Below are 23,063 nucleotides of genomic sequence, written 5' to 3' on the forward strand. Positions count from 1 at the left end.
GCCCGGTTGAACCGGCGGCCGTTGCGTTCCATCCGCCGGATCAACTGCTCCGCGTCGTCGCTGCGGCCAAGCGAGATCATCGCCTCGACCGAATCGGGGATGAACGACGCCGCCATGATCTCCGTGCCAGGGATCGCCTTGAGCATGCGACGCATCGGCGCCAGGACGGCCAGCGCCTCGGCGTAGTTGCCGACCGAAACCTCCAAAAATCCCATCGTCATGACCGGCCACTGCGCCAGCCGCGGCGCGGCCCCACGATTCGCGATGTCGATGGCTGACGTGGCCGCGACCCGCGAATCCGCCTCGCGCCCAAGGTAAGCCGTCGCCAACGCCCGCATGGACAGCGCGATCGCCAACGAACCGCTGCCTTGTTCGGCCCGCTTCTCGGCCGCGACGAAATCACCCCGCCAAAGTTTGGGCCATGTGTTCACAATGGCACCGCGGAGGTCGACACCGGCTTTTGCAACGCGCCCACATATAGCTAACCAGTGGTACGACGAGACACCTGTGGGCGGGGACGTCTTAAGAAGTTTGCCAGTACGGCACATGTCGGCGGAGGTGTGTCGGTCGATTGAACGACAGTGCCAATCCAGCAAAGTTGAGGTCATTGGCTCAAATGTCAAGATCGAGCGCCGGGCCGGGTGAAGGCACAGCTGAGTAGGGTAGAGGCCGCGCCAAGATGAGGAGTCATCATTTCCTAGCGTCTCCGTGGTTAATACGCTATGTTTTGTAAGCGAGGTACGGGAGCCGGACGGTTGGATCGTCAGAGTTGATTGCGGAGACCACAGGGGGTAACCGCCATTGCCGGCTCCCGAAGTCTCAGCAGCAAAGTTGCCGTCCACGCGACAACACGGGGGTGAGGATGCTGATGTCGTGCGCTGCGGCTAGGCGAAACGCCGGTGATGTTCGGTTAGCGCGCAGGACCAGGCTTGCGTCAACGCCCGGCGTGCGCGAACTCGCGCACCGGCATGAATCTGTCTCCCACCCTCCGCTCGCCGCTCGACATTCACTCCCCCCCGAAGAATTGACCGGGCGGCGCATTCGTCGCCCGGCCACCACGCCGATCCGCGCCTCGAACGGTCGGCTGCAGGCACGGAACAAGGAGGGGACATGCAGCAACGGGCTGTATTAACGGGTGGCGCGGGGTTCGTTGGTTCACATCTCGCAGAGCGACTGCTCGCACATGACATTGCTGTCATATGCCTCGACAACTTCGTAACTGGCACTCCTGAGAACGTCGCCCATCTCAAAGGACGCGACGGCTTTCAACTGATCAAGCACGATGTCAGCGACTACATCTCCATCCCGGGGTCGGTCGACTACGTCTTGCACTTCGCCTCCCCGGCATCGCCGGTTGACTACGCCGAGCTTCCCATTGAGACGATGAAGGCCGGCTCGCTCGGCACGTTGCACACGCTTGGCCTGGCGCGGGAGAAGGGGGCCCGCTACCTGCTGGCGTCGACGTCGGAGTCATACGGCGATCCCCTGGTTCACCCGCAGCCGGAAACCTATTGGGGGAACGTTAATCCCGTCGGTTCACGCTCGTGCTACGACGAGGCGAAGCGCTTCGCGGAGGCGTTGACGACCTCCTATCGGACGAAGCATGGCGTCAACACCGCGATCATGCGCATCTTCAACACTTACGGTCCGCGCATGCGACCCAACGACGGCCGGGCTATTCCGAATTTCATCAACCAGGCTTTGTCCGGTGCCGCCATGACAGTGCACGGCGACGGGAGCCAAACGCGGTCGTTGTGTTATGTCGATGATCTCGTCGAGGGTGCACTGCGACTGTTGTTCTCTGATCTTGCCGGACCCGTCAACGTCGGCAACCCGCATGAGATGACGATGCTGGAACTGGCGGCCTTCATTCGCGAGTTGACCGGTTCCTCCTCGTCTTTGGAATTCATCGACCGTCCGGCCGACGATCCCGCGCAACGCAGGCCCGACATCACATTGGCGCGCACGAACCTGGATTGGGAACCGACGGTCGGCGTACAAGACGGTCTGATCGAGACCATCGCGTGGTTCCGCGATCGGCGGGAATCCGCGTCAGCGGGCCGCTTCGCGATGCCGCTAGACCCACCCCAACGCAAAGTAGCGGTTATTGGCACTGGTTATGTCGGTGCCGTCACCGCTACCTGCTTGGCATCCCTCGGTCACGATGTCTGCGGGTTCGACAGCGACTCGGTGCGGGCCGGCCAACTCAACAACGGCCAGGCGCCTTTCGTTGAACCTGGGTTGCCGGAGATGCTCAAGACGTCGTTGTCGACCGGCCGGTTGCGGTTCACCGACAACGCTGCCGAGGCGCTGACTGGCGCGGACTTCGTGTTTCTGTGCGTGGGCACGCCGCCGGCACAGGACGGATCACCGGATCTCTCACAGCTCGAAAGCGCGATCCGATCCATGGCGCCACACCTCGAGACGGGTGCGGTGATCGTCAACAAATCGACAGTTCCGGTGGGCTCCGGCCATTGGACCCGCACAGTCTTGGAGGATGCCCTAGAGGGCAACCGAGAGTTGTCTTTCCACGTCGTCTCCAACCCCGAATTCCTTCGGGAGGGATGCGCGATAACCGACTTCCTCCATCCGGACAGAATCGTGCTGGGAGGCGCCACCTCTGACGTCGGCCAGGTCGCCGAGCTTTATCGGCCGGTGCTCGAGCAGTCGTTCGAAGGCGGTCGGCGAAGCGTTCATCCCTCTCTGATCACAACGGACTTGTCCTCTGCCGAGATGGTCAAGTACGCGGCGAACGCGTTCCTGGCCACCAAGATCAGTTTCGCGAACGAGATTGCGCACATGTGCGAGCTTTTCGGCGCCGACGTTCGCCAGGTTCTCCCCGCCATCGGCGCTGACCACCGCGTCGGGAAAGCCTTCCTGAATCCCGGTGTCGGATGGGGTGGTTCGTGCTTCGGAAAAGACGTCGCAGCACTGATCTCGACTGGTCAAGAATATGGCTACACGCCCACGATGCTGCAGGCGACGGTCGAGATCAACAAGGGGCAGCGAGCGAGCGTCATACGCAAGCTCCAGCGAGAACTCCACATCTTGAAGGGGCGCCGGATCGCACTGCTGGGCCTGACGTTCAAGCCCGGGACAGACGATCTGCGCGACGCCCCGGCACTCGATATCGCTCGCCGGCTGTTGGATTGCGGCGCCGTCGTATCGGCGTTCGATCCGGTAGTCAAGGCGCTTCCCCAAGAACTTGCGGCGATCCGGCTGACACGCGATGCCTATGACGCCGCCGACAGGGCAGACGCCGTCGTGGTGCTGACAGAATGGCCCGAGTTCTGCCAAGTCGATCCCGCCGGCTTGCACCGGGTGATGCGGGGCGACCTTGTCCTTGATGGCCGCAACTTCTTGTCGGTGGCCAACTTCGAGGGGTCGGGGCTGCGGCTGATCGGGTTCGGCTGGTAATGCGGTATCTCAGCGGGATCACCGCATTCAACGCGTCGGACCAGGATCCCTCGACGTGACCGCCGTTATCCCGGCCCCGACCCCGGCTCAACGTGTCGGGCTTGCTGATCGCAAGCCCGACACGCACCTGCCGAAGCAAACGAAGCACGTTGAGGCACACGGTTATCGGTGGAAGCGCTCCTATCGTCGTCGGCTGATCGTTGTCGACACGGTCGCGGTCGTCGCCGCGGTCACCTTGGCCTCGATCGGGCGTTTCAGCGTACCCGTAGACGAGGCCGTAGCCGCCAGTAGAAGCTGGGTGTTCGTCGCAACCTATTCGGTAGGACTGGTCGTTGTCTGGCTTGCCGTACTCGGTTTAGCGCAGTCGCGTGACCTTTCGCTTGCAGGCATCGGCGTGGAGGAATATCGGCGGGTGATGTCGGCGACCGCATGGGTGTTCGGAATCATCGCCGCTGGTGGTCTTCTGATGAATGCACAGATCGCCCGCGGCTACTTGTTGATCGCGCTCCCAGTCGGCCTAGCAGGCTTGCTCGCAGGCCGCTACCTGCTCGAGCGGAACTTGGCCAAGAATCGTTCGCGTGGTGAGTTCACGAATCACGTTGTCGTGTTGGGTAGCCCGGATTCGATCGTGTCATTGTGCGGCAAGTTCGACCGCGCGAGGTCCGCCGGATACAAGGTGATCGGTGCGTGCGTTCCCGACTATGACGGCGAGCCGGGCGGCGTGCTGGAGACCCCTGCGGGCAAGGTGCCGGTCCTGGGCGACGCGAGCGCCGTCGAAGAGGCGCTCCGACTGACGGGGGCCGACGCGCTGGCCGTTGCCGCTGTCGAACGACTTGGCCACGAACAGATCAGGCGGCTGGCGTGGCGCCTGGACCTGTTGCGAGTCGATCTGATCGTGGTTCCTGGAATGACGGACATCGCGGGACCCCGGCTGAAAGTGCGACCCATCGACGACGTTCCGCTGTTCCACATCGCCAGGCCCGAACACGACAGCGGACCATCGAGATACGGCAAGCGCGCCTTCGATCTCGCGTTTGCTTCGGTCGCGCTGATCTTGCTGATTCCCGTCTTCGCTGTCGTTTCATGCGCCATCAAGCTCGAAGACAGAGGCCCGGTGTTCTTTCGCCAGCAGCGGCCCGGTCTGCATGGCAAGCCTTTTCGAATCCTCAAGTTCAGGACGATGTCGACGGACGGCGACGCGAGTCAACCCACCGACCCAATCTTGGTCGAGCCTGTCGAGCAGATCTTCTTCGCCAAGTCCGAGTCCGACAATCGGGTAACCCGCGTGGGACGGTACTTGAGGAGGACGAGTCTCGACGAGATCCCCCAACTGGTCAACGTGCTGACCGGCGCCATGAGCATTGTGGGGCCGCGGCCGCTGATCCCCGGAGAAGGGTTGTCGGTCGAGCACTACATCGAGCGGAGGGCTCTGGTGAAGCCGGGAATCACCGGGCTATGGCAGATCTCAGGACGATCATCCGTTTCGGCCGAGGAGCGGGTCCGGCTTGACCATTCCTACATCGACAACTGGTCGTTGTTGCGCGACATGGTGATTGTCTTGCGGACGGTCCGCGCCGTACTCAACGGACGGGGTGCGTACTAGACCGCACGGTTGCGGAGTTTGCTGACTTCGCAGCTCGGGCCTGGTAACCTAGTTTTGGCATGTTGCTATCCAGAAGGCCGATTTCGGTCCGTACAGGTTTGCATGGGGGAGCTGCCGTGGTGACTAAGCTGCTGGCTACGTCATGTGCGGGATAGCCGGAATCCGCCGGTTTGACGGCGAACCGGTGAGCCGCGAACTGTTGGCCCAGATGGCCGAACAACTGGTCCACCGAGGGCCAGACGAGACCGGCATTTGGGCACGAGGTGCGGTCGGCTTCGCCCATACTCGGCTTTCGATCATCGACATTTCGGGGTCGCATCAGCCGATGGAAAGCGTTGGGGGACAGTATCATCTGGTCTTCAATGGCGAGATCCTGAACTATCGCGAGCTGCGGTCTGGACTGTCGTACCCGTTCCGGACGCAAGGCGATACGGAAGTGATACTGGCCCTGTACGAGAAGTACGGATCCGCTGGAGTCGATAAGCTACGCGGGCAATTTGCCTACGCGGTACATGATTCGGTCAGCGGCGACACGCACCTGTACCGTGATCGGCTAGGAATCCTGCCGCTCTACTATTTCATTGATGACAGGGTGTTCGGATTCGCCTCGGAAATCAAAGCGCTACTTCCGCTCATCGGCACGCCGTCTGTTGACGAAGAGAGCCTTCACGACTATCTAGCGCACCGCGCCGTGCCCGCGCCGTACACCTTTATCAAGGGTATTCGTAAGGTCCGGCAAGGACATCACCTGGTAGTCAAGCCCGACGGAAGCGTGCGCTCCACTGCCTATTGGCAACTGCCCGCCCACTCAGACCGACGTAAGGTCACTCCCCGCGAAGCGGTCGGCCTAGTCGAAGAAGCGCTCAACGCGTCTGTGCGAGAAGCGCTTATCGCCGACGTGCCGGTCGGCGCCTATCTTTCCGGCGGCGTCGACAGCAGTTTGGTAACGGCCCTCGTGGCGAAGGAGCGGCACGGTGCGAGTCTCCACACGTTCTCTGCGGGTTTCGGCGACGACCGGCTCGACGAGACCTCGTGGGCACGAACGGTCGCGAATGTTGTAGGCAGTACCCATCACGAGGTGATCGTCACCGCCGACGATTTTCAGCAGAATTGGTCCCGGTTGAGCTGGCACAGAGATGCTCCGTTATCCGAGCCTGCCGATATCGCGGTCTTCCGGCTCGCTGAACGCGCCCGCCAGGAAGTGAAGGTCGTACTCTCCGGCGAGGGCAGTGACGAACTGTTCGGCGGCTACCGGAAATACCTCCTCGCTAACGTTAATCGGTGGGCGGGGCCGATACCCGGGAGCGTCCTGCGGCTGCTGGAAAGGTCGCTGCCGGTGAGTAAGTCGCGTGTCGGCGTCGCCATGCGCGCCATCTCGGAGCCGAGCAGACCTGAGCGGATGCGGGGTTGGTTCGCTCCGTTCACGGCCGAAGAACGGAACTGTCTGATCGGGCACGGAGCCACACGGAGCGTGCTCGACCCGTACATCCGTGGTCGCGGTGACGCCTTACGCCGGATGCTCTACGCCGACGCGCACACATGGCTCGCTGACAACCTGCTCGAACGAGGCGATCGGATGTCGATGGCCGCATCGCTCGAACTTCGCCCACCCTTCCTCGATCACCGCCTGGTGGAACTCGCCTTCCGACTGCCGAGCAACATCAAGGTGCGGCGAGGGACATCCAAATGGGTGATCAAGGAGATTGCCCGTAAACATCTGCCCGGTGCCATAGTCGACCGTCCGAAGGTGGGTTTCAAGGTGCCTTTGGACGAGTGGTTCCGGGGCGGTCTGCGTGACATGGCGTTCGATTTGTTGACTGGCCCCTCTTCGTTCGTGGCCAACACATTCGACGCTCGCGCGGTACGAAGATTGCTCGAGGATCATTTCGCCGCAGACCGCGACGAGCAGACCCGAATCTGGACGTTGTTGTCGCTCGAGGTGTGGCACCGCGAGCTTGTGAACCGGCATGCAGGGCAGGCAGCAGAACCCTCCGCGATCACCAGGCGATGAGTCGGATCACCGGACGCCACCGGTTGCGACGGTAACCCGGTCGATCGTGCGGCGTGGCATCAGACCTGCGATGCCGATGATGAGCGGCCCGATCGAAGGTAGGCGGCCAGCGCTCCGCAAGGCGGCCAGGACTGTTCTGACTCCTGTCCAAGAGCGCGCCGCTAACGCGTATCGCAACGGTTGTCCGGCGACGAAGTCGGCATACACCGCTGGATCGCCGCGAAGTGCCCGATTTGCCCATTCGAGGGAACCTTTCCAGTCGTCGTTCGCGGTGATCGACTGCGCAGAGCCGAGTTGTATCCGAACTACGGGCTCTGGTGCTTGAACGAAGCTGACGCCCGGTGTGCGTCCCAGTCGTACCAACCAATCCCAATCCTGATGTTTGGTAAGCGAGTCATCCCACGGCGTCGCCACCGCGAGTTCATGTGGGCAAAGCAGTAAGGAGCTGAGCACATTTGGGCGTCCGCCATTCGGAGACCGGCGGCGAAACAAGTAGTGCTCTACAGACTCGCCGCTTGCGATCAGCCGACTCGGGCTTGGCCGCGAGACAGCGCCGGTTCGGGAATTCACGTACACAAGTCGGCTTCCGACCACAGTCCGCGCCGGATCGAACGAGTCTCTCACTATCGCCAGCTGCGCTTCCAGCTTGTTGGGCAACCATTCGTCGTCATCGTCGAGCAGTGCCACCAGATCGCCGGTCGCTGCGGCGATCCCCAGATTCCGCGCACGGCAACCGCCGATGCGTCCGCTGGTGCGCAAGACTTGGTCAGCCAAATGGCTTACCTCATCGGGCAATTCGGTACCGGGCTCACCGTCGTGTATCACAATGATTTCGATGCGAGCAGCGGTGCGCTGATCGCGCGCGCTGCGCAAAGCCCGCAGCAGTTCCGGTCGGCCGATGGTCGGCACTATGACGCTGACTGACGTGGCCGGCGCCTGCCTGGCATACGGCTTGGCTACCTCGCTCAAAATTCTCCCCCGACCTGTTGCGCGAACTGGGGCAAACCCTTCCTCCGGCCCGATGATTGCATAAAGTCAGTATCGGCGAAGGCAGTCTGCAGTTTGCGGGAGCGCGGCCCGCCCCGGCTGGCTACGCTTTGGGCGTGTGCTCTCAGCCGACGGTCGCCCACGTCAAGCGCACGTTTCTCACGGCGACCGAGACGTTCATCGGCAACCAGGTCTGCTCGCTCAAGCGCTACCGATCAGTGGTGCTGTGCCACCACCCCATCGCTGAGACTGCGTTTCGGCCGACCGCCCTCCATGCGGCGACCAAGTTGATCGGTCGACCCTCGCTACTCGCCGAACGGGTCGGCTACGGCGCCATGCCCCGGCCTACGCCGGCAGTGATCGCTGCGCTGGCTGACTGCGCGGCCGCCGAGGCGGCCCAATTGCTCCACATGCACTACCTAACCGACGCTCGGTACTTCATCGACCTCAAGCGCCGTCTCAACCTGCCGGCAGTTGTATCGGTCTACGGATACGACGTTTCGCGATTCCCGAAACGGTTGGGCGGTTTCGGCGCTCGATACCTGCGCCCCATTTGGTCCGAGATGGATCTTTTCATCGCGATGTCGGAGGACATGAAGATCGACTTGATGTCGCTCGGTTGTCCAGAAGAGCGGATAGTTGTCCACTTCTACGGCACGCCCACAGCACGTTTCGCTTACCCACAGCGGGATTACTCCCAACCCGAGGTGGTGCAGATCCTCGCGTGCGGGACACTCGAGCGCAAGAAGGCGCAACATCTCGTCCTCGAAGCGCTGCATCTGGCCAACGAAGCCGATCCGGCCCTACCACGATTCCACCTGACGCTGATAGGACAGGGACCGATGCGTGAGGCACTCGCGAGCCAGGTCGCCGGATACGGCTGGCAGGATCGGGTCACCTTCGCCGGACACGTGCCCCACCACGACGCACGTCTGGTCGAGGCTTACAGGCGCGCCGACATCTTTACTCTGCCCAGCCAGACGCTACCCAATGGTGATAAGGAGGGCATTCCGACGGTGCTGGCCGAGGCGATGGCGGCCGGATTGCCTTGCCTGACTACGTATCACGCGGGTATACCCGAGTTAGTGGTCCCTGACCACTGCGGCTTGCTCGTCGAGGAGGGCGACACCGCGGGGCTTGCACAGGCCTTTTCGCGATTGATCTGCGACTCCACTCTGCGAGAGCGGCTGGGCCGCAACGCCGCTGGCTCGGTTCAGCAGAATGCCGAATTGTCGGCCCGCAGCGCCAATCTGGAGCGGATCTACGATCTGGTCCGCGTGGGCTGAAATCTGTTGTTGATAGCGGCTCCGATCAAGCACTGCTGAACGGTGCTTTCACCTGGCGCCATCCGACTCGGACGAGGGCAGCGACCGCGAAGATCCATGCGAACAGCCCTGGCCTACCCGAGCGCACACCTGCAGCGATAGATCTGGTGACACCACGAAACGATCCAACTCTCATCGCCGAGGTGACCGGTTCGGTAAGCATGTAATCACCCATAACCCTCTTCGACTCGTCCGCGAGTTCTCGGATGCCCCAGTCGATGTACTCCCAGCTGCGGTCCACGCCTGGACGAGAGACCGACACAGCGTTCGGCGTCCATATGACATCGACGAGTACGTCCGGGATCTGCACGATTTCGAGTCCCGGCAACGCCCGCTGTACTTCAATCTGCCACTTTGGGTCGTCATGTATTGAACCTGCGGACACGGACCATGGGACCCGCTGCGCGAGCTCGCGCGGAAACACCAGGCTCGGCACCACCAGCCAACGGTGCTCACGTGGCGGCATCGAACGCATCTCGAACAAGTACGGGGCGATGCGTTCTCTTGGATGGATCAGCCTTTGCGGGTAGGTAACCGGCTTGCGTCCGTTTCGGTGTATTGCATAACGACATGACACGATCCAGTCAGACACTGGCGGCACTGCCGCCAGTTGCTTTTCGAGCTTTGTGAGACGCCAGACGTCGTCGTCGTCCAGCAGCGCAATGACATCTCCCTTGGCAGCCGCGACGCCGATGTCTTTCGCGATGCTTGGACCTTCACCTCCTGCGGTCCTCAATACTCGGATGGAACCGAAGTCCGGTAAGTCCGGTTCGCAGTCTCTGTCCACCACGACGATGATTTCGCCTGGAGGCGCGGTTTGGTTCAGCACTGATTCGACAGCCGTGCGCAGGCTTGCTCGGCCGATTGTCGGAATAACAACGCTCACGGCGCAGGCGCTAATCATTGCTCTCTCGGACAGGGCTCTTCGTCCGTCTGCGCGGGTCCAGTTTGCTCAAACTCCGGATATTTCCCCGCCCGGACGTTCCACTTCCGGCGATCAGGACGGCGAAGACCAAGCCGACAACAGGGAACAGCGACATGGAAGGTAGAAGGAACCATGTGGTCTCGGTGCTCGCCTCGATAAGGAACGCAATCAGGTACCCAAAGCAGGCAATTTGCTGGTGCGGAATATCGAGCACACATGCGGCGCACGTTGCGCACAGAAGTACGAGCGCGAGAAGGCAAATGCCAACGAGACCGGATTTCGCGAGTGTGTCGATGACGAGATTGTGGCCCGACCGGAATGCCCAACTGCCTGGGCGTTCCCACGAAGCGGTGGTGGTCGTGAACCAATCGGGGCCTAATCCGACCAGTCGAGATACCTGCCACGCCTGAAGCGTTGCCGTCCAGGCATACCCCCGTCCGCTGAAGGCGGATGGACTCCAGCTCAGAAGGGGCAGTGTCAGCGCGATGGCGGCGCAAACAGCTACCATCGCGCTACCCACCAGACGCAGGGGCAACCTGGAACGGAATCGGCAAAATATCCACCACAGTGCGAGAATCGCAACTGCAAGCAGAGCAGTTCGTGACGCCGACGCGACAATTGCAAGAATCAAGATCAACCCGTTGCAAATTCGCCATCGGATGCTGACTATGAGCGGAACCAGCGCAAGTGCTAAAACGCAATAAAGTGCTAGTGCATTGCTGTGTACAAATGGGCCGGCTAGCTGTAAGTTCCCGATAAATGCCTTTTCCGAATCTGTCCGGTAATTGATGTGCTCGGGTGCCGTCACGGCGCCAATGAGCGAGTAGATCGCGATCAAGGATCCGGAAACAGCCACCCATTTCAGCATTTCGACAGGTGCGCCGACCTTCCAGACAGCGACAATCACTACCACGGCCAAAGCGATCTTGACAACATCCGCCTTATCGGGCGAAGCCGGGTGAATAGCGACCGGAACAAGTAACGCGACGAGAATCGAAATCAAACCGGCCACGTTTCCGCGGGAGCGACCGCGCCAGAAGATGACGGCAAAACACGTCAGAAAAAGTGCGACCGCGGCGACCACACTGATATTTCTCGCGAGCGGATACCGGGCGAAATCGATTACCGTAGGATCCCGCTCGACATTCATGAAATGGACGAGGTCCGGAAGTATCGACATCGCGACGACCGCGCCGACCAAAACCACGAGCGGCCACCCGCGCTTGCTGTCGGCGGCCGGCGGTGCGCCGCCATTTTCAGGGTGGACTCGATGTCTGCCAGGCGCAGTCGGACGATCGGTTGAAGCGGACATTTGCTGTCGATGCTATTCGGTGCCCGCGGAGATTTGGCCGGAACGGCCCCACAAAGATTGCGGTGAAGCAGTTGTGGCATACGCGCGGGGCGTCGAACGATGGCCAAGATCAGGCACGCCCAGCCTCAACAGGTCCCAATGCCAGCCCGATCGTCTCCCCCTGCCGGCCGGTGAGGCCCACTGCCGCGAAACGGACGCCCAGGGGCTCCGCGTATTGACTCGCGCCGCGGAGAGCCACCAGCTGTTTGCGGAGCGATATCCGCGGGAACTGGGGTGCCGCTTCTTGGCGTCGCCCTAAGATAATCCGCATGTCGTCGAGCGGGCCCGCTGAATTTGCTGCTGCAACGCTATCGGTCGTTCACGGTCCGCGTCTGGAGTCGGCGCGAGTGCCCGAGCACTGATGTCGCCGGCGCTCGCCCGGAACACGTTTCTGGGCTTCATCGCTGGTGCCGGCAGCGGACTGGCAGGCTTCATCGGAAGCGCTATCGCCGCCAGGCTCCTAGGACCCAACGGCATGGGAGCGCTTGCCTACACCCTTTGGTGCGTGACCATCGCGTGGACGGTCGCAAGTTTGGGACTGCCGTTGGTCCTGCAGCGATTCATCCCCAACCTTCGCGCCGAGGGTAACGACGTTGAAGCCGATGGGCTGGGCGGAGTCACCGCACGGTTGTCGGTGCTTGCCGCGTTCATCGGAAGCCTGTTGCTGTTCTGCTGGCTGTATTGGCCCGGCAGCACCGCCCTTCAAGCGACTACACGGGGAACCCGCCTCGTGCTGATCGTGCTCATCGTGGCATGGTTCGTTTGCTGGAGACTGTCCGATCTCTACCTGAATTACCTCAGAGGTGAGCAGCGTTTCGACGAGTTCGCCAGGCTGACCCTGATCGCCGCTGTAATCAGGCTGGCGCTCATCGGTGTGGGTGCCTGGTTTTTCGGTGTCGCCGGAGCGGCGGGCGCCTATGTCCTTGGCTATGTCATCCCGGCATCACGTATCCGCCAAATGCTCCGCAAAACGGCCGCGATCGGCAAGGAACTCAAGCGCGAAGTCATCCGCTTCGCCCTGACAAGTTGGATTGCGGGAGTGATCGGAGGCCTTGTCTTCGGCCGCACTGAGGTCGCGTTCCTTGAGCACTATGCCTCTATCGAGGCCGTGGGCATATTCGCGGCTGCAGCCACGCTGACCGAAATGGCGGTGCTGCTGCCCCCCTTTCTGCTTTCTGCGCTGCTTCCCTACTTCAGCGAGCAGCACGGCCTCGGCGCGCACGACGATATGCGCCGCCTGTACCGGACAACGACAGGCCTCATCACCCTCGTGATGGCACCGATCTGTATCGGCATGGCCGCTACCGCGCCGGTGTTGGTGCCACTTCTTTTTGGCGCCGAATACGCCCGTGCGGCACCTGCGGCCTCGGTGCTGCTGCTAGTCACCGCTGTGGTCGGCAGCCTTGGCAACACCACGGTCTATCTCATTTACAGCACCGGCAAGGTCGGACTTCTGCTGATCTCGAATTCGGTAGGTCTGCTCGGGACGGTTGTGCTCGGCTTCCTGCTCATACCGCGCTTCGGGATAATCGGCGCCGCCTGGTCGCGATCGGCCGTGCAAGTGCTGGTCGTCGCGATCGAGATCTGGTACGTCACAAGGAAACTCAAATTCGCACCGCCGTATCGGGCGTTTGGAGCGGTCCTGATCGCCTCCCTCATCCCTGGCGCGATTGCATACGCGCTCAGCACGGAGATGGGCGGCATTCTGGGGTTAGTGGTAGCTGTGCCTGCGGCGGTACTTGTGTTCCTGGTGGCTTTGCGGGTCCTTGCGGTGCTTCCGATGGTGGACCCGTCGCTGATCGGTGCACTAATCGGGCACGCGCCCGCGCGACTGACGCGCCTTCTCTCGTGCCTCGTGAAGCTGGTCGCACCCGCGGCAAGGGATTCCTCTAAGTCCGACTGAGGCGACACGTCACACCTCGCCAATCACCCTGCCCAGCTCCGCGCGCGTCCTGATGCCTAACTTGCGGTAAACCCGGCCCAAGTTTGCTTCGACCGTCTTTGGGCTGATGAACAGCGCAGCCGCGACGTCCTTGTTCGTCATTCCCGACGCCGCCAATTCAGCGACCCGCTGCTCCGACGGCGTCAACGCCAGGTCACGGCTTGGGGCGACCTCAACGCGTTCGAGCTCGACCCGCACTCGGGCCGCCCACAGCGGCGTCCCCAACGTCTCGAACGTCTTCAGCGCCTCACGCAGCGTCGCCCGCGACCCCTCCTTCTGCCGCTGCCGGCGCTGCAACTGCCCCAGCAACAACTGCGTGCGCGCCTGTTCGAACGGCATCGGCAGCTTGTCGTGGCGTGCCATCGCCTCCTGCGCCTTTTGCGCCGCGCTCTCGACATCGCCGGTGGCGGCCAGCCACATGCTGCGACAACGCGCGCCGACGGCCAGCATCCACCTCCGGTTGAACCTGCGGCCGTTGCGTTCCATCGGCTTGATCAGCTTCTCGGCCTCGTCGATCCGGCCAAGCGCGATCATCGCCTCGACAGCGTCGGGGATGAACGACGCGGTCATGATCTCCGTGCCGGGAATCGTCTTGAGGAACCTGCGCATCGGCGCGAGGATCGCCAGGGCCTCCGCATAGTTTCCGGCCGAGACCTCCAGAAATCCCAGTGTGGTGACCGGCCATTGCGCGAGGCGCGGCGCGGCACCGCGCTTCGCGATGTCGATGGCCGCGGTGGCGGCTGCCCGCGAATCCGATTCGCGCCCAAGGTAAGCCGCCGCCATCGCGCGCATGGAATGGGCGATCGCCAACGAACCGCTGCCTTGTTCTGCGCGTTCCATCGCCTCATCGGCGAGCCGTTCGGCCGCGACGAAGTTGCCTCGCCAGATTTCGATCAAGGCGTCACAGCTCGCGACCGCGGTGACATCGTTTTCGGCACCGCGCTCCGCGCAACGCCGTTGCACCGCCTGCATCCTGTCGTGCGCGTCGTCCAACCGTCCGGTCCACGCCCACATCAGGCCCTCGATCATGCTGGCGCTGAACGGTGACAGTGCGTTGGCGTCGAAATCCTCCAGTTCGACGGCCCGACGCAGGCTGTCGTTGTCGACACCGTTGCCGAACATGAAGTTCAACTGGACGGACATTGCGAGCGCCCTGCTGGTCAGCGCCGGGTCACCGAGGTGTTCGGCGTAGGTCACGGCCTTGCGCGCGTAGAACAACGAATCGTCGTACTTCGACATCATCCGTTGGCCGAACGCCAGCAGAATCAGCGTCCGTATCAACAACGGCGGATTGTCCTCTGCGTCATCGAGCGCACGCTGGAGCACAGTGACGACTTCACCCCAGTTGTCGTCGTAGAGATGCAGGGCGGCCAGCAAATTGAGGGCCGCGGCACGCAGTGACCGGGGGGCTGGCGCGTGAAGTGTCGTCTCGACCAACGCGCGGGCCCGGTCCGGATCGCCTGCGTGGAAATGTTGTTCGGCCGCCCGGATCCGGCGTTCGGGTGCATCGCCACCGAGTCCGATCGCCAAATCGATCAACTCGGCCGCCGCGGCAGGCGCGCCCCGCTCGGCCGCTTCATCGGCCGCCGTATCGAGGGCGCGCAGTGTGTTGACGTCCGCGCTGGCGGCAGCCAACGCCATATGCCTGGCCTTCAGCTCAGGCAGCGTCACGGCGGCGGCCAACGCCCGGTGCATCGCGCGACGTTCCGCCGCCGTCGCATCGGTGTAGACGCTGTGCGCCAACAGCGGGTGCGTGAATCGCACCTTGTTGCCGTCGATACTGACAATTCCCTTCGCTTCCGCTTCACTGAGCGACTCGATCGGCGCGCCGGTGACTTTTGCAAGCAGCTCCACGGTCGGGTTCGCCGCGGACGCCGCCGCCAACAGAAGCTTTCGCGCGTCGCGTTCCAGCCGCCCGATCCGCAGCCGCATCAGTTCCGCGAGCGAGCCGGGAAGTCCGGTCAGTGAATTGGTGGGGCTGACGTCGATGGCGCGGGCCAACTCGAGAGCGAAGAACGGGTTGCCGCCCGACCTTTCGGCAATGCGCACCATGGTCGGTCGAGGAAAGGAGCGGCCGAGCCGCTGTGAGATCAACACGTGTAGACCGCCCAGACTCAGCGGCCCGACCCGCAACCGATCGATGCCGTCGGGTCTGGACAGCTGCAGCCATGACACCGTGGTGCCGCCTGCTGCCTCCGACCTCTCGGTGAACAACAAGGCGACAGGTCCCTTGAACCGCCGGGTCCCGTATGCCACCACGTCTTGACTGGACCTGTCGAGCCACTGCACATCGTCGATCGCGATCAGGACGGGGGAGTCGCCGGCCAGGCGGTCGAACACCGACGCGAACGCCGCGGCGACGACCCGTTGATCGGTCGCGTGTTCGTCGCTGCTGGCTCGTAGCAGCACACGGTCGACGGCCAAGCGCTGCACATCGGGCAGTTCGGCGAGGACGTCGGCGTCAACGTCGCGGAGCAGATCTGCCACTGCGGCGTACGCGAGGCCCGACTCGGCCTGCCCGACCCGCGCCGTGTATACCCGGAAGCCGCTTTGCCGTGCCTGCTCGACGGCGGACAGCCACAGCGTGGTCTTGCCGATTCCGGCCTCTCCCTCGATGACGAGAGCGGCGGGTTGCTCCGCCGCCGACCGCAGGAAGTCCGAGACCGCCCGGATTTCCAGAGGCCGGTTGACCATGCCCGGCATTCACGACACCCCCAATCGCATGCAGCAAACTGAGAGTACATCCCCAGTGCAACTGCCGGGCAGCAATGCACAACGTCATTTGCCAGCTGAATCGTCGTACTATTGACGAACCCGCAACTAAACCGGGGCGGTATCGGCAACTTCGGGGAGCGGGTGCGGCTGGAACCGTGCGCTGACGTCACCGGAGATCCGCTGGAAGGGGAAGCCTGCCTGAGCGCAGACCTGGGATACGACGTCGGGTGATGTCGCGCCGAACACGCCGTACAACACCTCGTCGGTCGGCACCGATAACGTGACGACAAGGCGAGCTGACGCGCTGGGGTTGCTGACGGTCGCCGCGGCGGCGTCGAGCTTGGCGACCATCTGGTCGACCGATGTTGTCGTCATCTCAGGGAGATACCACTCGGCGAGGTAGTACGCCAAGTCGTCGGTGGCATCCATGACTCCGGACGGTAATGGCGCAGCGCTGTCCGGGAATCGGGTGTTTCCCTATGGCTTCGTCACGGTTTGATATGCGGCCCACGGGCGGGGCTATCACCGGCAGGTTCGCTGGTCGAGGCTGATAATCGCGAGCAGGGCGCGGTGGTCTGAACCGGAAATGCATGCAGTGTGCACCCCAGTGGCGGTGCCGCCGCGCAGCAAGATGTGGTCGACCGCAAAGACTGGGGGCACCACGATGTCGGCCGGGTGGGTCCTGGTCGAACCGACCCCGGCCTGCTCCGCGGCGTCGCGGTAGCCGGCGCGCAACAGCCGCCGAAACTCGCGCACGTCCGGTGTCGCATTGAGGTCTCCGGCCACGATCACCGGGCCAGGTGCTGACGCACCGATCTGGCCGAGCACCTCCGCGAGTCGCGCCAGGTCGTCGCGCCAGCCCTTCATCGACTCGGGCCATGGCGCCGAAAGGTGCGTGGTCACGACGGTGGCCGCCGCAGTCAGGCCGGGGATGTCGACGTGCGCGGTGATCAGGCCGAGCCAGAACTCGTCGTAGTCGTCTGCCGGTGTCAGTGGATACCGGCTCCAGATGCCCACACCCGCGGGACCCTCACGAGCGCGCAGATGGCGATGCGGCAAGATCGCTTCGATGCCTGCGGCCTCGATCGCCTCCGCTTTCTCGGGCGTGATCTCCTGCACCGCGAGGATATCCGCGTGGTTGGCGGCCAGCGCGACGACCGCTGCGGCATCTGCGCGTCCGTAGCGCAGGTTCGCCGAGACGACCCTAATCCGAACACCGCCATCGCCTCGCGTCGACACATACCAGCGCCACCGCACGACGATGCTCATGACCGTCAAGGCACCGGCAACGGCCACGCCAAGCCACCTGCCGGTGATGGCGAACAGCAGCACGGCGACGGGCGCACCGATGCCAAGGTATGGCGACAACGCCGCCGTCACCAACACCGGGCGGTTCACGCTCGGGAGATATCGGCCGGCCAGCGCGAGCGCGGCCACAGCCAGGGCCGCAGTCGCGATGATGTCGAGTAGGCCCATCAAGCGGAGCCGCCGCACTCGACAAGGCGGCGGCGGAAGAACTGCTGCGCTGCGGGAGAACCGTTGCGCTGCAGTGCAATCCGATAGCAGTTCAGAGCGTCTTCTCGGCGGCCGGCGCGACGCAGCAGGTCCGCGCGGATGGAGATCACCGCAGTGGTGCCCGCCAATCGCGGATCGTCGGCCACCGCGTCGAGTGCCGCCAAACCCGCGGGGTATCCGTCACGAAAGCCGATGGCCATCGCGCGATTGGCGCGGGCGACGGGGGAGTCGGTGATCTCGATCAACCGGTCATAGGCCGCGCAGATCGTGGTCCAGTCGGTGTCATGCCAACTCGGCGCCGTCGCGTGCAACGCGGCGATCACCGCCTGCGGCAGATACGGCCCCGCCGCACCCGCCGCGCGGGTGAGTCGGTCGAGCCCGCGTGCGATTCGGCCGCGGTCCCACCGGGTGCGGTCCTGTTCCTCGAGTGGCACCAGCGCCCCGTCCGCGTCGATGCGGGTTTGCCTGCGCGAATCATGCAGCAGCACAAGGGCCGCCAGCGCCTGCGCGTCGCGCTCGTCGGGCATCAACGCGCACAACTCGCCGGCCAACCGCACCCCCTCGTCACACAGTTCGTCGCGGATGACCGACGGCCCCGCCGTCGACCAGTACCCCTCGGTGAACACCGAATAGATGCACGCCAACACGTGCGGTGTGCGCTCAGGCAGCAGTTCGGCCGGCGGCACCCGCAGCGGGATGTTGGCGTGCCGAATCTTGTTCTTGGCTCTCGTGATTCGTTGACCGACAGCCGCAGGCGTCTGCAGCAGCGCCCGCGCGATCTCGGGGACGGTCAACCCGGAGATCAGCCGCAGCGTCAACGCCAACTGCGAGGCAGGGTCGAGGGCGGGATGCGCGCAGGTGAACATCATCCTCAGTTCGTCGTCGCGGACGGGATGCACCTCGACCCGGTCGGTGCGGGCGCGGATATCGTCCACCACGGCTGCGAGTTCCTTTCCCGGGCGCGCGGATTCGCGTCGCAGTCGATCCAGCGCCCGATTGCGCGCCACCCGCACGAGCCAGCCGCCCGGGTTGTCGGGCACGCCGTCGCGCGGCCACGACCGCAGCGCCTCGGCGAAGGCCTCCTGGACGGCGTCTTCGGCGACGGTGAGGTCTCCCGACCAGCGGGCAAGCGCCGCGACGGCGGGTCCCCATTCGCGTCGAAAGACGCCGTCCAGATTGGTCATTGACGCCGGTTAGAGCCCGGAGACACCCATGAGTTGGCGTAGCTCGATCGTCGACGCCGGAATCATCGACGCCACCTTGATGGCCTCGTCGCGGTCGGCGACGTTGAGGATGTGAAAGCCGTTGGCCACCTCGGCGCCCTCGGCGAACGGGCCGTCGGTCAGCAGCACCTCGCCGTCGCGCACCCGCACCGTGGTCGCTGTCGACGGCGGATGCAGGGGCGCGCCGCCGTTGGCCCGGTCGCCGGCGTCCGCGGCGAACGCCTGATGCTGTGCGGCGAGGTCGTTCCATTCCGGGGTGCCCGGGGTGAGGACGTCGGCGGCCGGCGTGAGCAGCAGCGCGATCCAGCTGTTGTGCAACGGCTTGGTCGGCGGCATGTAGTGCACGATCGGCCACACCTCGACCGCGCCGTGCTGCGCGGCTGGGACATCGCGCGCCAACGCCAACGCTTCGTCCAGGTTCTCCGCCTCGAATACGTAGTAGCCGCAAGCCACCTCGGCGCTCTCGGCGAACGGGCCGTCGGTCACCGTCGGCGCATCGGGACCGCCCGTGATGCGCACACCGGTCGCCGATGGGGTGAGCGCGTCGCCTGCCAGGATGGCCGATCCGGCCTTGGCGTGGAACGCCTGATACGCCTCCAGTCCGGCGGCCTGTTCGTCGGGGGTCAGCGGTGTGGTGGGCTCGCCGAGCAGCAGTGCGAAGTAGTGCATGGGATCACCTTCCGGTCGGGAGCGGAACCTTCTGCTCCACTCTCTACCTGTCCGACGAACGGCGTCACGCCAATCCGACAGCCTCGTCCGAGATTTGCGAAGACAACTTTCTTTGTTCCGCTAACCAAGGCGGCCGCGATATGTGATCGTGCCTTTCATGCGTAAGTCGGTACGTACCTTCGCTATTGCTTGTCTGGCACTGCTGACCTCGGCCGTCCTCGGCGTCGCGTCGGCGTTCATGGCCGCGCTCGCGGTCGGCGCCACCGCGCTGATCGTGCCCGGGACCGGCACACCCAACGCGAACATCGTCGACGACTACATGGCGCACGCCGCCGACCGGTACCTCGCGCCGTTCGTGCGGGACGCGACCGACAAGCCGGTATGCACCTCGACCAACGGGTGCACCCTGAAAGGCGTCGACTACCCGGCATCGTTCTGGCCGCTGGGCTTCATCGGCAACTGGTGCCCCGGCTACAAATGCGACAAGTGGGACGTCTCGGTGGGCACCGGAGTCGACCACCTCAACACCGATCTCCACACCGCGCTCGACACGACGTCGGGTGACATCATCATCTTCGGCTACTCCCAGGGTGGCGCCGTCGTGTCCAACGAGTTGCGCAACATCGGCGACCTGACGCCCGATCAGTTGAGCCGGCTGTCGGTGGTGATGATCGGCAACGCGTACAACCCGGACGGCGGGTTCTTCACCCGGCTGGGCTTCTTGGGCCACATCCCCGGTCTCGACGTCACGTTCGGACAGTCCACGCCGGTCGATACCGGTTTACCCATGACCGGCATCGGGTTTCAGTACGACCCGGTGATGTATGCCCCGCTCTACTGGGGCAATCCGCTGTCAGTTCTGAATGCGGTGGCCGCGCTGGAAACCGTGCACGGGTACTACCTGACCCCGAACGGCAACGGGCCCACCGATCCGATCGCGTACGGCTACACCCCGGACGAACTCGCCGACCAGTTGGACCGCACCAAGCACCCGGAGAACTTCCGCGAGGACTCCGAAGGCAATGTCTACGTGATGATCCCGGCGAAGAGCTTGCCGCTGGTCGACCTCGTGACGTCGGTGGTGCCTGCCCCGCTGCGGCCTGCGGTCAAACCGGTTGCCGACCTGGTTTCGCCGGTGATGAAGGTGCTGATCGACCTCGGCTATGACTGGAGCGGCGATCCGGGCAAGGTGCGGTGGCTTTCGCCGTTGCCGTTCAACCCGATTCAGAACTGGCCCGCGGTGGGCGTGAACCTCGTCGCCGCCACCCTGCAGGGCGTTCAGGCCTTCGTCAAGGATCTCAGCGGGCTGGGGTCGGCGGTCGTCCCTGCGATCAAGGCGCCCGACACGACCACGCCGGTGTCAACACTGGCGGCCGCCGACACGACCGAAACGACGGAGACCACCGAAAAGAAGCAACCGAAGACGACGCTGACGCTGGTGACGGGCAAAGAATCGGACACCACCGCGCCGCAGTCTGCGAACGACGCTGAAACTGGGCAGGCGCCGACAGAAGACACACCGGCGACGAAGCCGGACTCGACGGCGGACGAGAAGGGCTCCGTCGACACGGCCGAGGACAAGAAGCCCGTCGAAAAGAAGGCCGACGTCAAGAAGCCCGACCACAAGAAGGCCGGCACCACGACGAAGCCAAGCCATAAGAAGGCCGCGGCGGAGAAGTCGGAGGCAGGCAAGGACGCCGACTCGGACAAGGCGGCCGCCTGAGCGACTTTTCGGCAAACTTTTTTGAGCCGTTTCGCCCACCTAGCTAATCCCGGCATGTGATTGTTGACACATGCGTAAATCGGTGCGGGCAATCCTCCTCGCGGTGCTGGCGGTGCTCAGCACGATCGTCCTCGGCGTGGCCGGGATGTTCACGTCGGCCTTCTCGCTTGCCGCGTCGACGGCGACGGTGCTGATCATGGGCGGCAGCGGGACTCCCGACCCTGATGCGGAGCCCGGCTACGTGCCCAACGTCATGAGCTACTACATCTTGACGAACACTCCGTGCACGGATCCGACCGTGGACTGCGTGCCCCTTTCGGTGGTCACCCCCGAGGCGGCGTGGCCGGTGTATGGCGGGTTGTCTGCGCCGACCTGGAAGGATTCGGTGAACCAGGGGGTCGCAGACCTCGATGCGGTGGTGCAACCGCGGCTCGCGACATTGAGCGCCGACAACCAGTTGGTGGTCTTCGGTTACTCGCAGAGCGGCGCGATCGTCTCGATCGAGAAGCAACGCCTCGCCGAGCAGCTGACGCCCGAGCAGCAGGCGTTCGTGAAGTGGGACATCATCGGCAATGTGTCGCGGCCCAACGGCGGTCTCAACGGCCGCCTTCCGTTGACGCTGCCCATCGTCGAATTCCCGTACGGCCCAGTCACTCCCACCGACACCGACATGGCCACCGATGACGTCGCGTTGAAGTGGGACATCATTGCCGACGCTCCGCTCGTGGTCACCAACCCGATCGCAATGCTGAACGCCTTGATCGGCGGTCCGGGTTTGGGAATCAACCACGGCACCTATCCGAATCCGGAAGGCAATCCGCCGAGGGGCTTGGTGGGCGGATACACCCAGGAGCAGTGGCAGGCGATCATGGACAACCCTGAGGGTTACGCCGCGACGAACCCCGACATAGTCAACGTCCAGCAGTACGGCGACACGCGATACATCACGGTGGCCCCCCGCGTGCTGCCGCTCTTGGTGCCGCTGCACATGATCGGCCTCGGCTTCGTGTCCGACCTGATCGAACCCGCGCTGCGGGACATCATCGAACAAACCGGCTATGACCGGTCCATTCCATACGGCCAGCCGACCACGTTCCGGCTGATCCCGATCTTCAACCCGGTCAAGCTGGCCTTCGACCTCATCCAAGACATCCCGGAGGGGATCCAGCAGGCCCTCAACGGTGGGCCGCCTCCGCTGAACCCGCCGGAGACGATGACCACGTCGACGCTGGCCGCGGCGAGGACCTCGGAGCCCGAGCCCAAGCCGCCCGCGACGACGGAAACGACCGAACCGGTCGACAACAACCGCGCGATGGTGAAAAAGGCGCCGGTGAAAGACTCGGAGAAGACCGTCGAGCAGACGACAGTCAGCACCGAGACGGAGTCGACCTCGACCGGGCCGGCGCCGGTCGCGAAGCCGGAGTCGACGGACACCAACACTGACGTCAACAACAGCGACGTCAAGACGGCGGACGTCAAGAAGCCGGACCTCAAGAAGCCGGACGTCCACAAGACGGACCACAAGAAGGCCGACCACCAGAAGGTCGACCGCAAGAAGGTCGAGGACTCCAAGGTCGATAACGACAAGAAAGCCGACCCCGATAACAAGGATGCGGACAAGGCCGACAACGCGGCCTGACCAGATGAGCGAATCCCC

The 23,063-nt window shown here is 63.8% G+C and carries 16 protein-coding genes; 8 read left to right on the top strand and 8 right to left on the bottom strand.

Annotated features, from left to right (window positions below; genetic code table 11):
• Positions 1 to 6 precede the first annotated feature (6 nt).
• The 4 genes from ACGFK1_RS05470 (at position 7) to asnB (ending at position 7,031) form a co-directional block, all read left to right on the top strand.
• Positions 7 to 186 (top strand): hypothetical protein, encoded by a 180-nt coding sequence (locus ACGFK1_RS05470; protein ID WP_393426804.1) that lies wholly within the window; start codon positions 7 to 9, stop codon positions 184 to 186.
• A gap of 924 nt (positions 187 to 1,110) precedes the next feature.
• Positions 1,111 to 3,417 carry a UDP-glucuronate decarboxylase gene (locus tag ACGFK1_RS05475; protein WP_393426807.1) on the top strand — a complete coding sequence of 769 codons (2,307 nt, stop codon included), beginning with the start codon at positions 1,111 to 1,113 and terminating at the stop codon, positions 3,415 to 3,417.
• Positions 3,418 to 3,472: 55 nt separating this feature from the next.
• Entirely contained in the window at positions 3,473 to 5,020 is a 1,548-nt protein-coding gene (locus ACGFK1_RS05480) for a sugar transferase (protein WP_393426810.1), read from the top strand.
• Between the two features lie 142 nt (positions 5,021 to 5,162).
• Positions 5,163 to 7,031: an asparagine synthase (glutamine-hydrolyzing) gene (asnB, locus tag ACGFK1_RS05485; protein ID WP_393426813.1), complete on the top strand. Its 1,869-nt coding sequence runs from the start codon at positions 5,163 to 5,165 to the stop codon at positions 7,029 to 7,031.
• 6 nt (positions 7,032 to 7,037) lie between these two features.
• Here asnB and ACGFK1_RS05490 read toward each other — a convergent pair whose 3' ends face one another.
• On the bottom strand, positions 7,038 to 7,940 hold the full coding sequence (locus ACGFK1_RS05490; protein WP_393427858.1) for a glycosyltransferase: 903 nt from the start codon (positions 7,938 to 7,940) through the stop codon (positions 7,038 to 7,040).
• A 194-nt stretch (positions 7,941 to 8,134) separates the two neighbouring features.
• Between ACGFK1_RS05490 and ACGFK1_RS05495 the strand changes: the two genes are divergently transcribed.
• The gene (locus tag ACGFK1_RS05495) at positions 8,135 to 9,304 is read left to right on the top strand and encodes a glycosyltransferase (RefSeq protein ID WP_393426816.1); all 1,170 of its coding nucleotides are present in this window, start codon (positions 8,135 to 8,137) and stop codon (positions 9,302 to 9,304) included.
• A gap of 25 nt (positions 9,305 to 9,329) precedes the next feature.
• Here the strand turns inward: ACGFK1_RS05495 and ACGFK1_RS05500 are convergent, their stop codons facing one another.
• Complete coding sequence (locus ACGFK1_RS05500; RefSeq protein ID WP_393426819.1) at positions 9,330 to 10,229, bottom strand: glycosyltransferase family 2 protein; 900 nt, start codon at positions 10,227 to 10,229, stop codon at positions 9,330 to 9,332.
• Positions 10,230 to 10,239: 10 nt separating this feature from the next.
• The gene (locus ACGFK1_RS05505) at positions 10,240 to 11,580 is read right to left on the bottom strand and encodes an O-antigen ligase family protein (RefSeq protein WP_393426822.1); all 1,341 of its coding nucleotides are present in this window, start codon (positions 11,578 to 11,580) and stop codon (positions 10,240 to 10,242) included.
• A 400-nt stretch (positions 11,581 to 11,980) separates the two neighbouring features.
• Here ACGFK1_RS05505 and ACGFK1_RS05510 point away from each other — a divergent pair, with 400 nt between their 5' ends.
• The gene (locus ACGFK1_RS05510) at positions 11,981 to 13,522 is read left to right on the top strand and encodes a polysaccharide biosynthesis C-terminal domain-containing protein (RefSeq protein WP_393426825.1); all 1,542 of its coding nucleotides are present in this window, start codon (positions 11,981 to 11,983) and stop codon (positions 13,520 to 13,522) included.
• Positions 13,523 to 13,531: 9 nt separating this feature from the next.
• Here ACGFK1_RS05510 and ACGFK1_RS05515 read toward each other — a convergent pair whose 3' ends face one another.
• The 5 genes from ACGFK1_RS05515 to ACGFK1_RS05535 all read right to left on the bottom strand — a co-directional run bounded on the left by ACGFK1_RS05515 (position 13,532) and on the right by ACGFK1_RS05535 (position 19,683).
• Entirely contained in the window at positions 13,532 to 16,264 is a 2,733-nt protein-coding gene (locus ACGFK1_RS05515) for an ATP-binding protein (protein ID WP_393426828.1), read from the bottom strand.
• Between the two features lie 117 nt (positions 16,265 to 16,381).
• Entirely contained in the window at positions 16,382 to 16,705 is a 324-nt protein-coding gene (locus ACGFK1_RS05520) for a hypothetical protein (protein ID WP_393426831.1), read from the bottom strand.
• 93 nt (positions 16,706 to 16,798) lie between these two features.
• Positions 16,799 to 17,770: an endonuclease/exonuclease/phosphatase family protein gene (locus tag ACGFK1_RS05525; RefSeq protein WP_393426834.1), complete on the bottom strand. Its 972-nt coding sequence runs from the start codon at positions 17,768 to 17,770 to the stop codon at positions 16,799 to 16,801.
• On the bottom strand, positions 17,752 to 18,975 hold the full coding sequence (locus ACGFK1_RS05530; protein ID WP_393426837.1) for an RNA polymerase sigma factor: 1,224 nt from the start codon (positions 18,973 to 18,975) through the stop codon (positions 17,752 to 17,754). Before ACGFK1_RS05530 ends, ACGFK1_RS05525 begins: the two co-directional genes overlap by 19 nt.
• 9 nt (positions 18,976 to 18,984) lie before the next feature.
• Positions 18,985 to 19,683, bottom strand: coding sequence for a YciI family protein (locus ACGFK1_RS05535; RefSeq protein ID WP_393426840.1), 699 nt, complete (start codon positions 19,681 to 19,683; stop codon positions 18,985 to 18,987).
• Positions 19,684 to 19,840: 157 nt separating this feature from the next.
• Here ACGFK1_RS05535 and ACGFK1_RS05540 point away from each other — a divergent pair, with 157 nt between their 5' ends.
• Both ACGFK1_RS05540 and ACGFK1_RS05545 read left to right on the top strand, forming a co-directional pair.
• Entirely contained in the window at positions 19,841 to 21,406 is a 1,566-nt protein-coding gene (locus ACGFK1_RS05540) for a PE-PPE domain-containing protein (protein WP_393426843.1), read from the top strand.
• Between the two features lie 70 nt (positions 21,407 to 21,476).
• Complete coding sequence (locus ACGFK1_RS05545; protein ID WP_393426846.1) at positions 21,477 to 23,045, top strand: PE-PPE domain-containing protein; 1,569 nt, start codon at positions 21,477 to 21,479, stop codon at positions 23,043 to 23,045.
• The last annotated feature ends 18 nt before the right edge of the window (positions 23,046 to 23,063 follow it).

This window comes from Mycobacterium sp. NPDC048908 (genome assembly GCF_043197955.1).
GTDB lineage: Bacteria > Actinomycetota > Actinomycetes > Mycobacteriales > Mycobacteriaceae > Mycobacterium.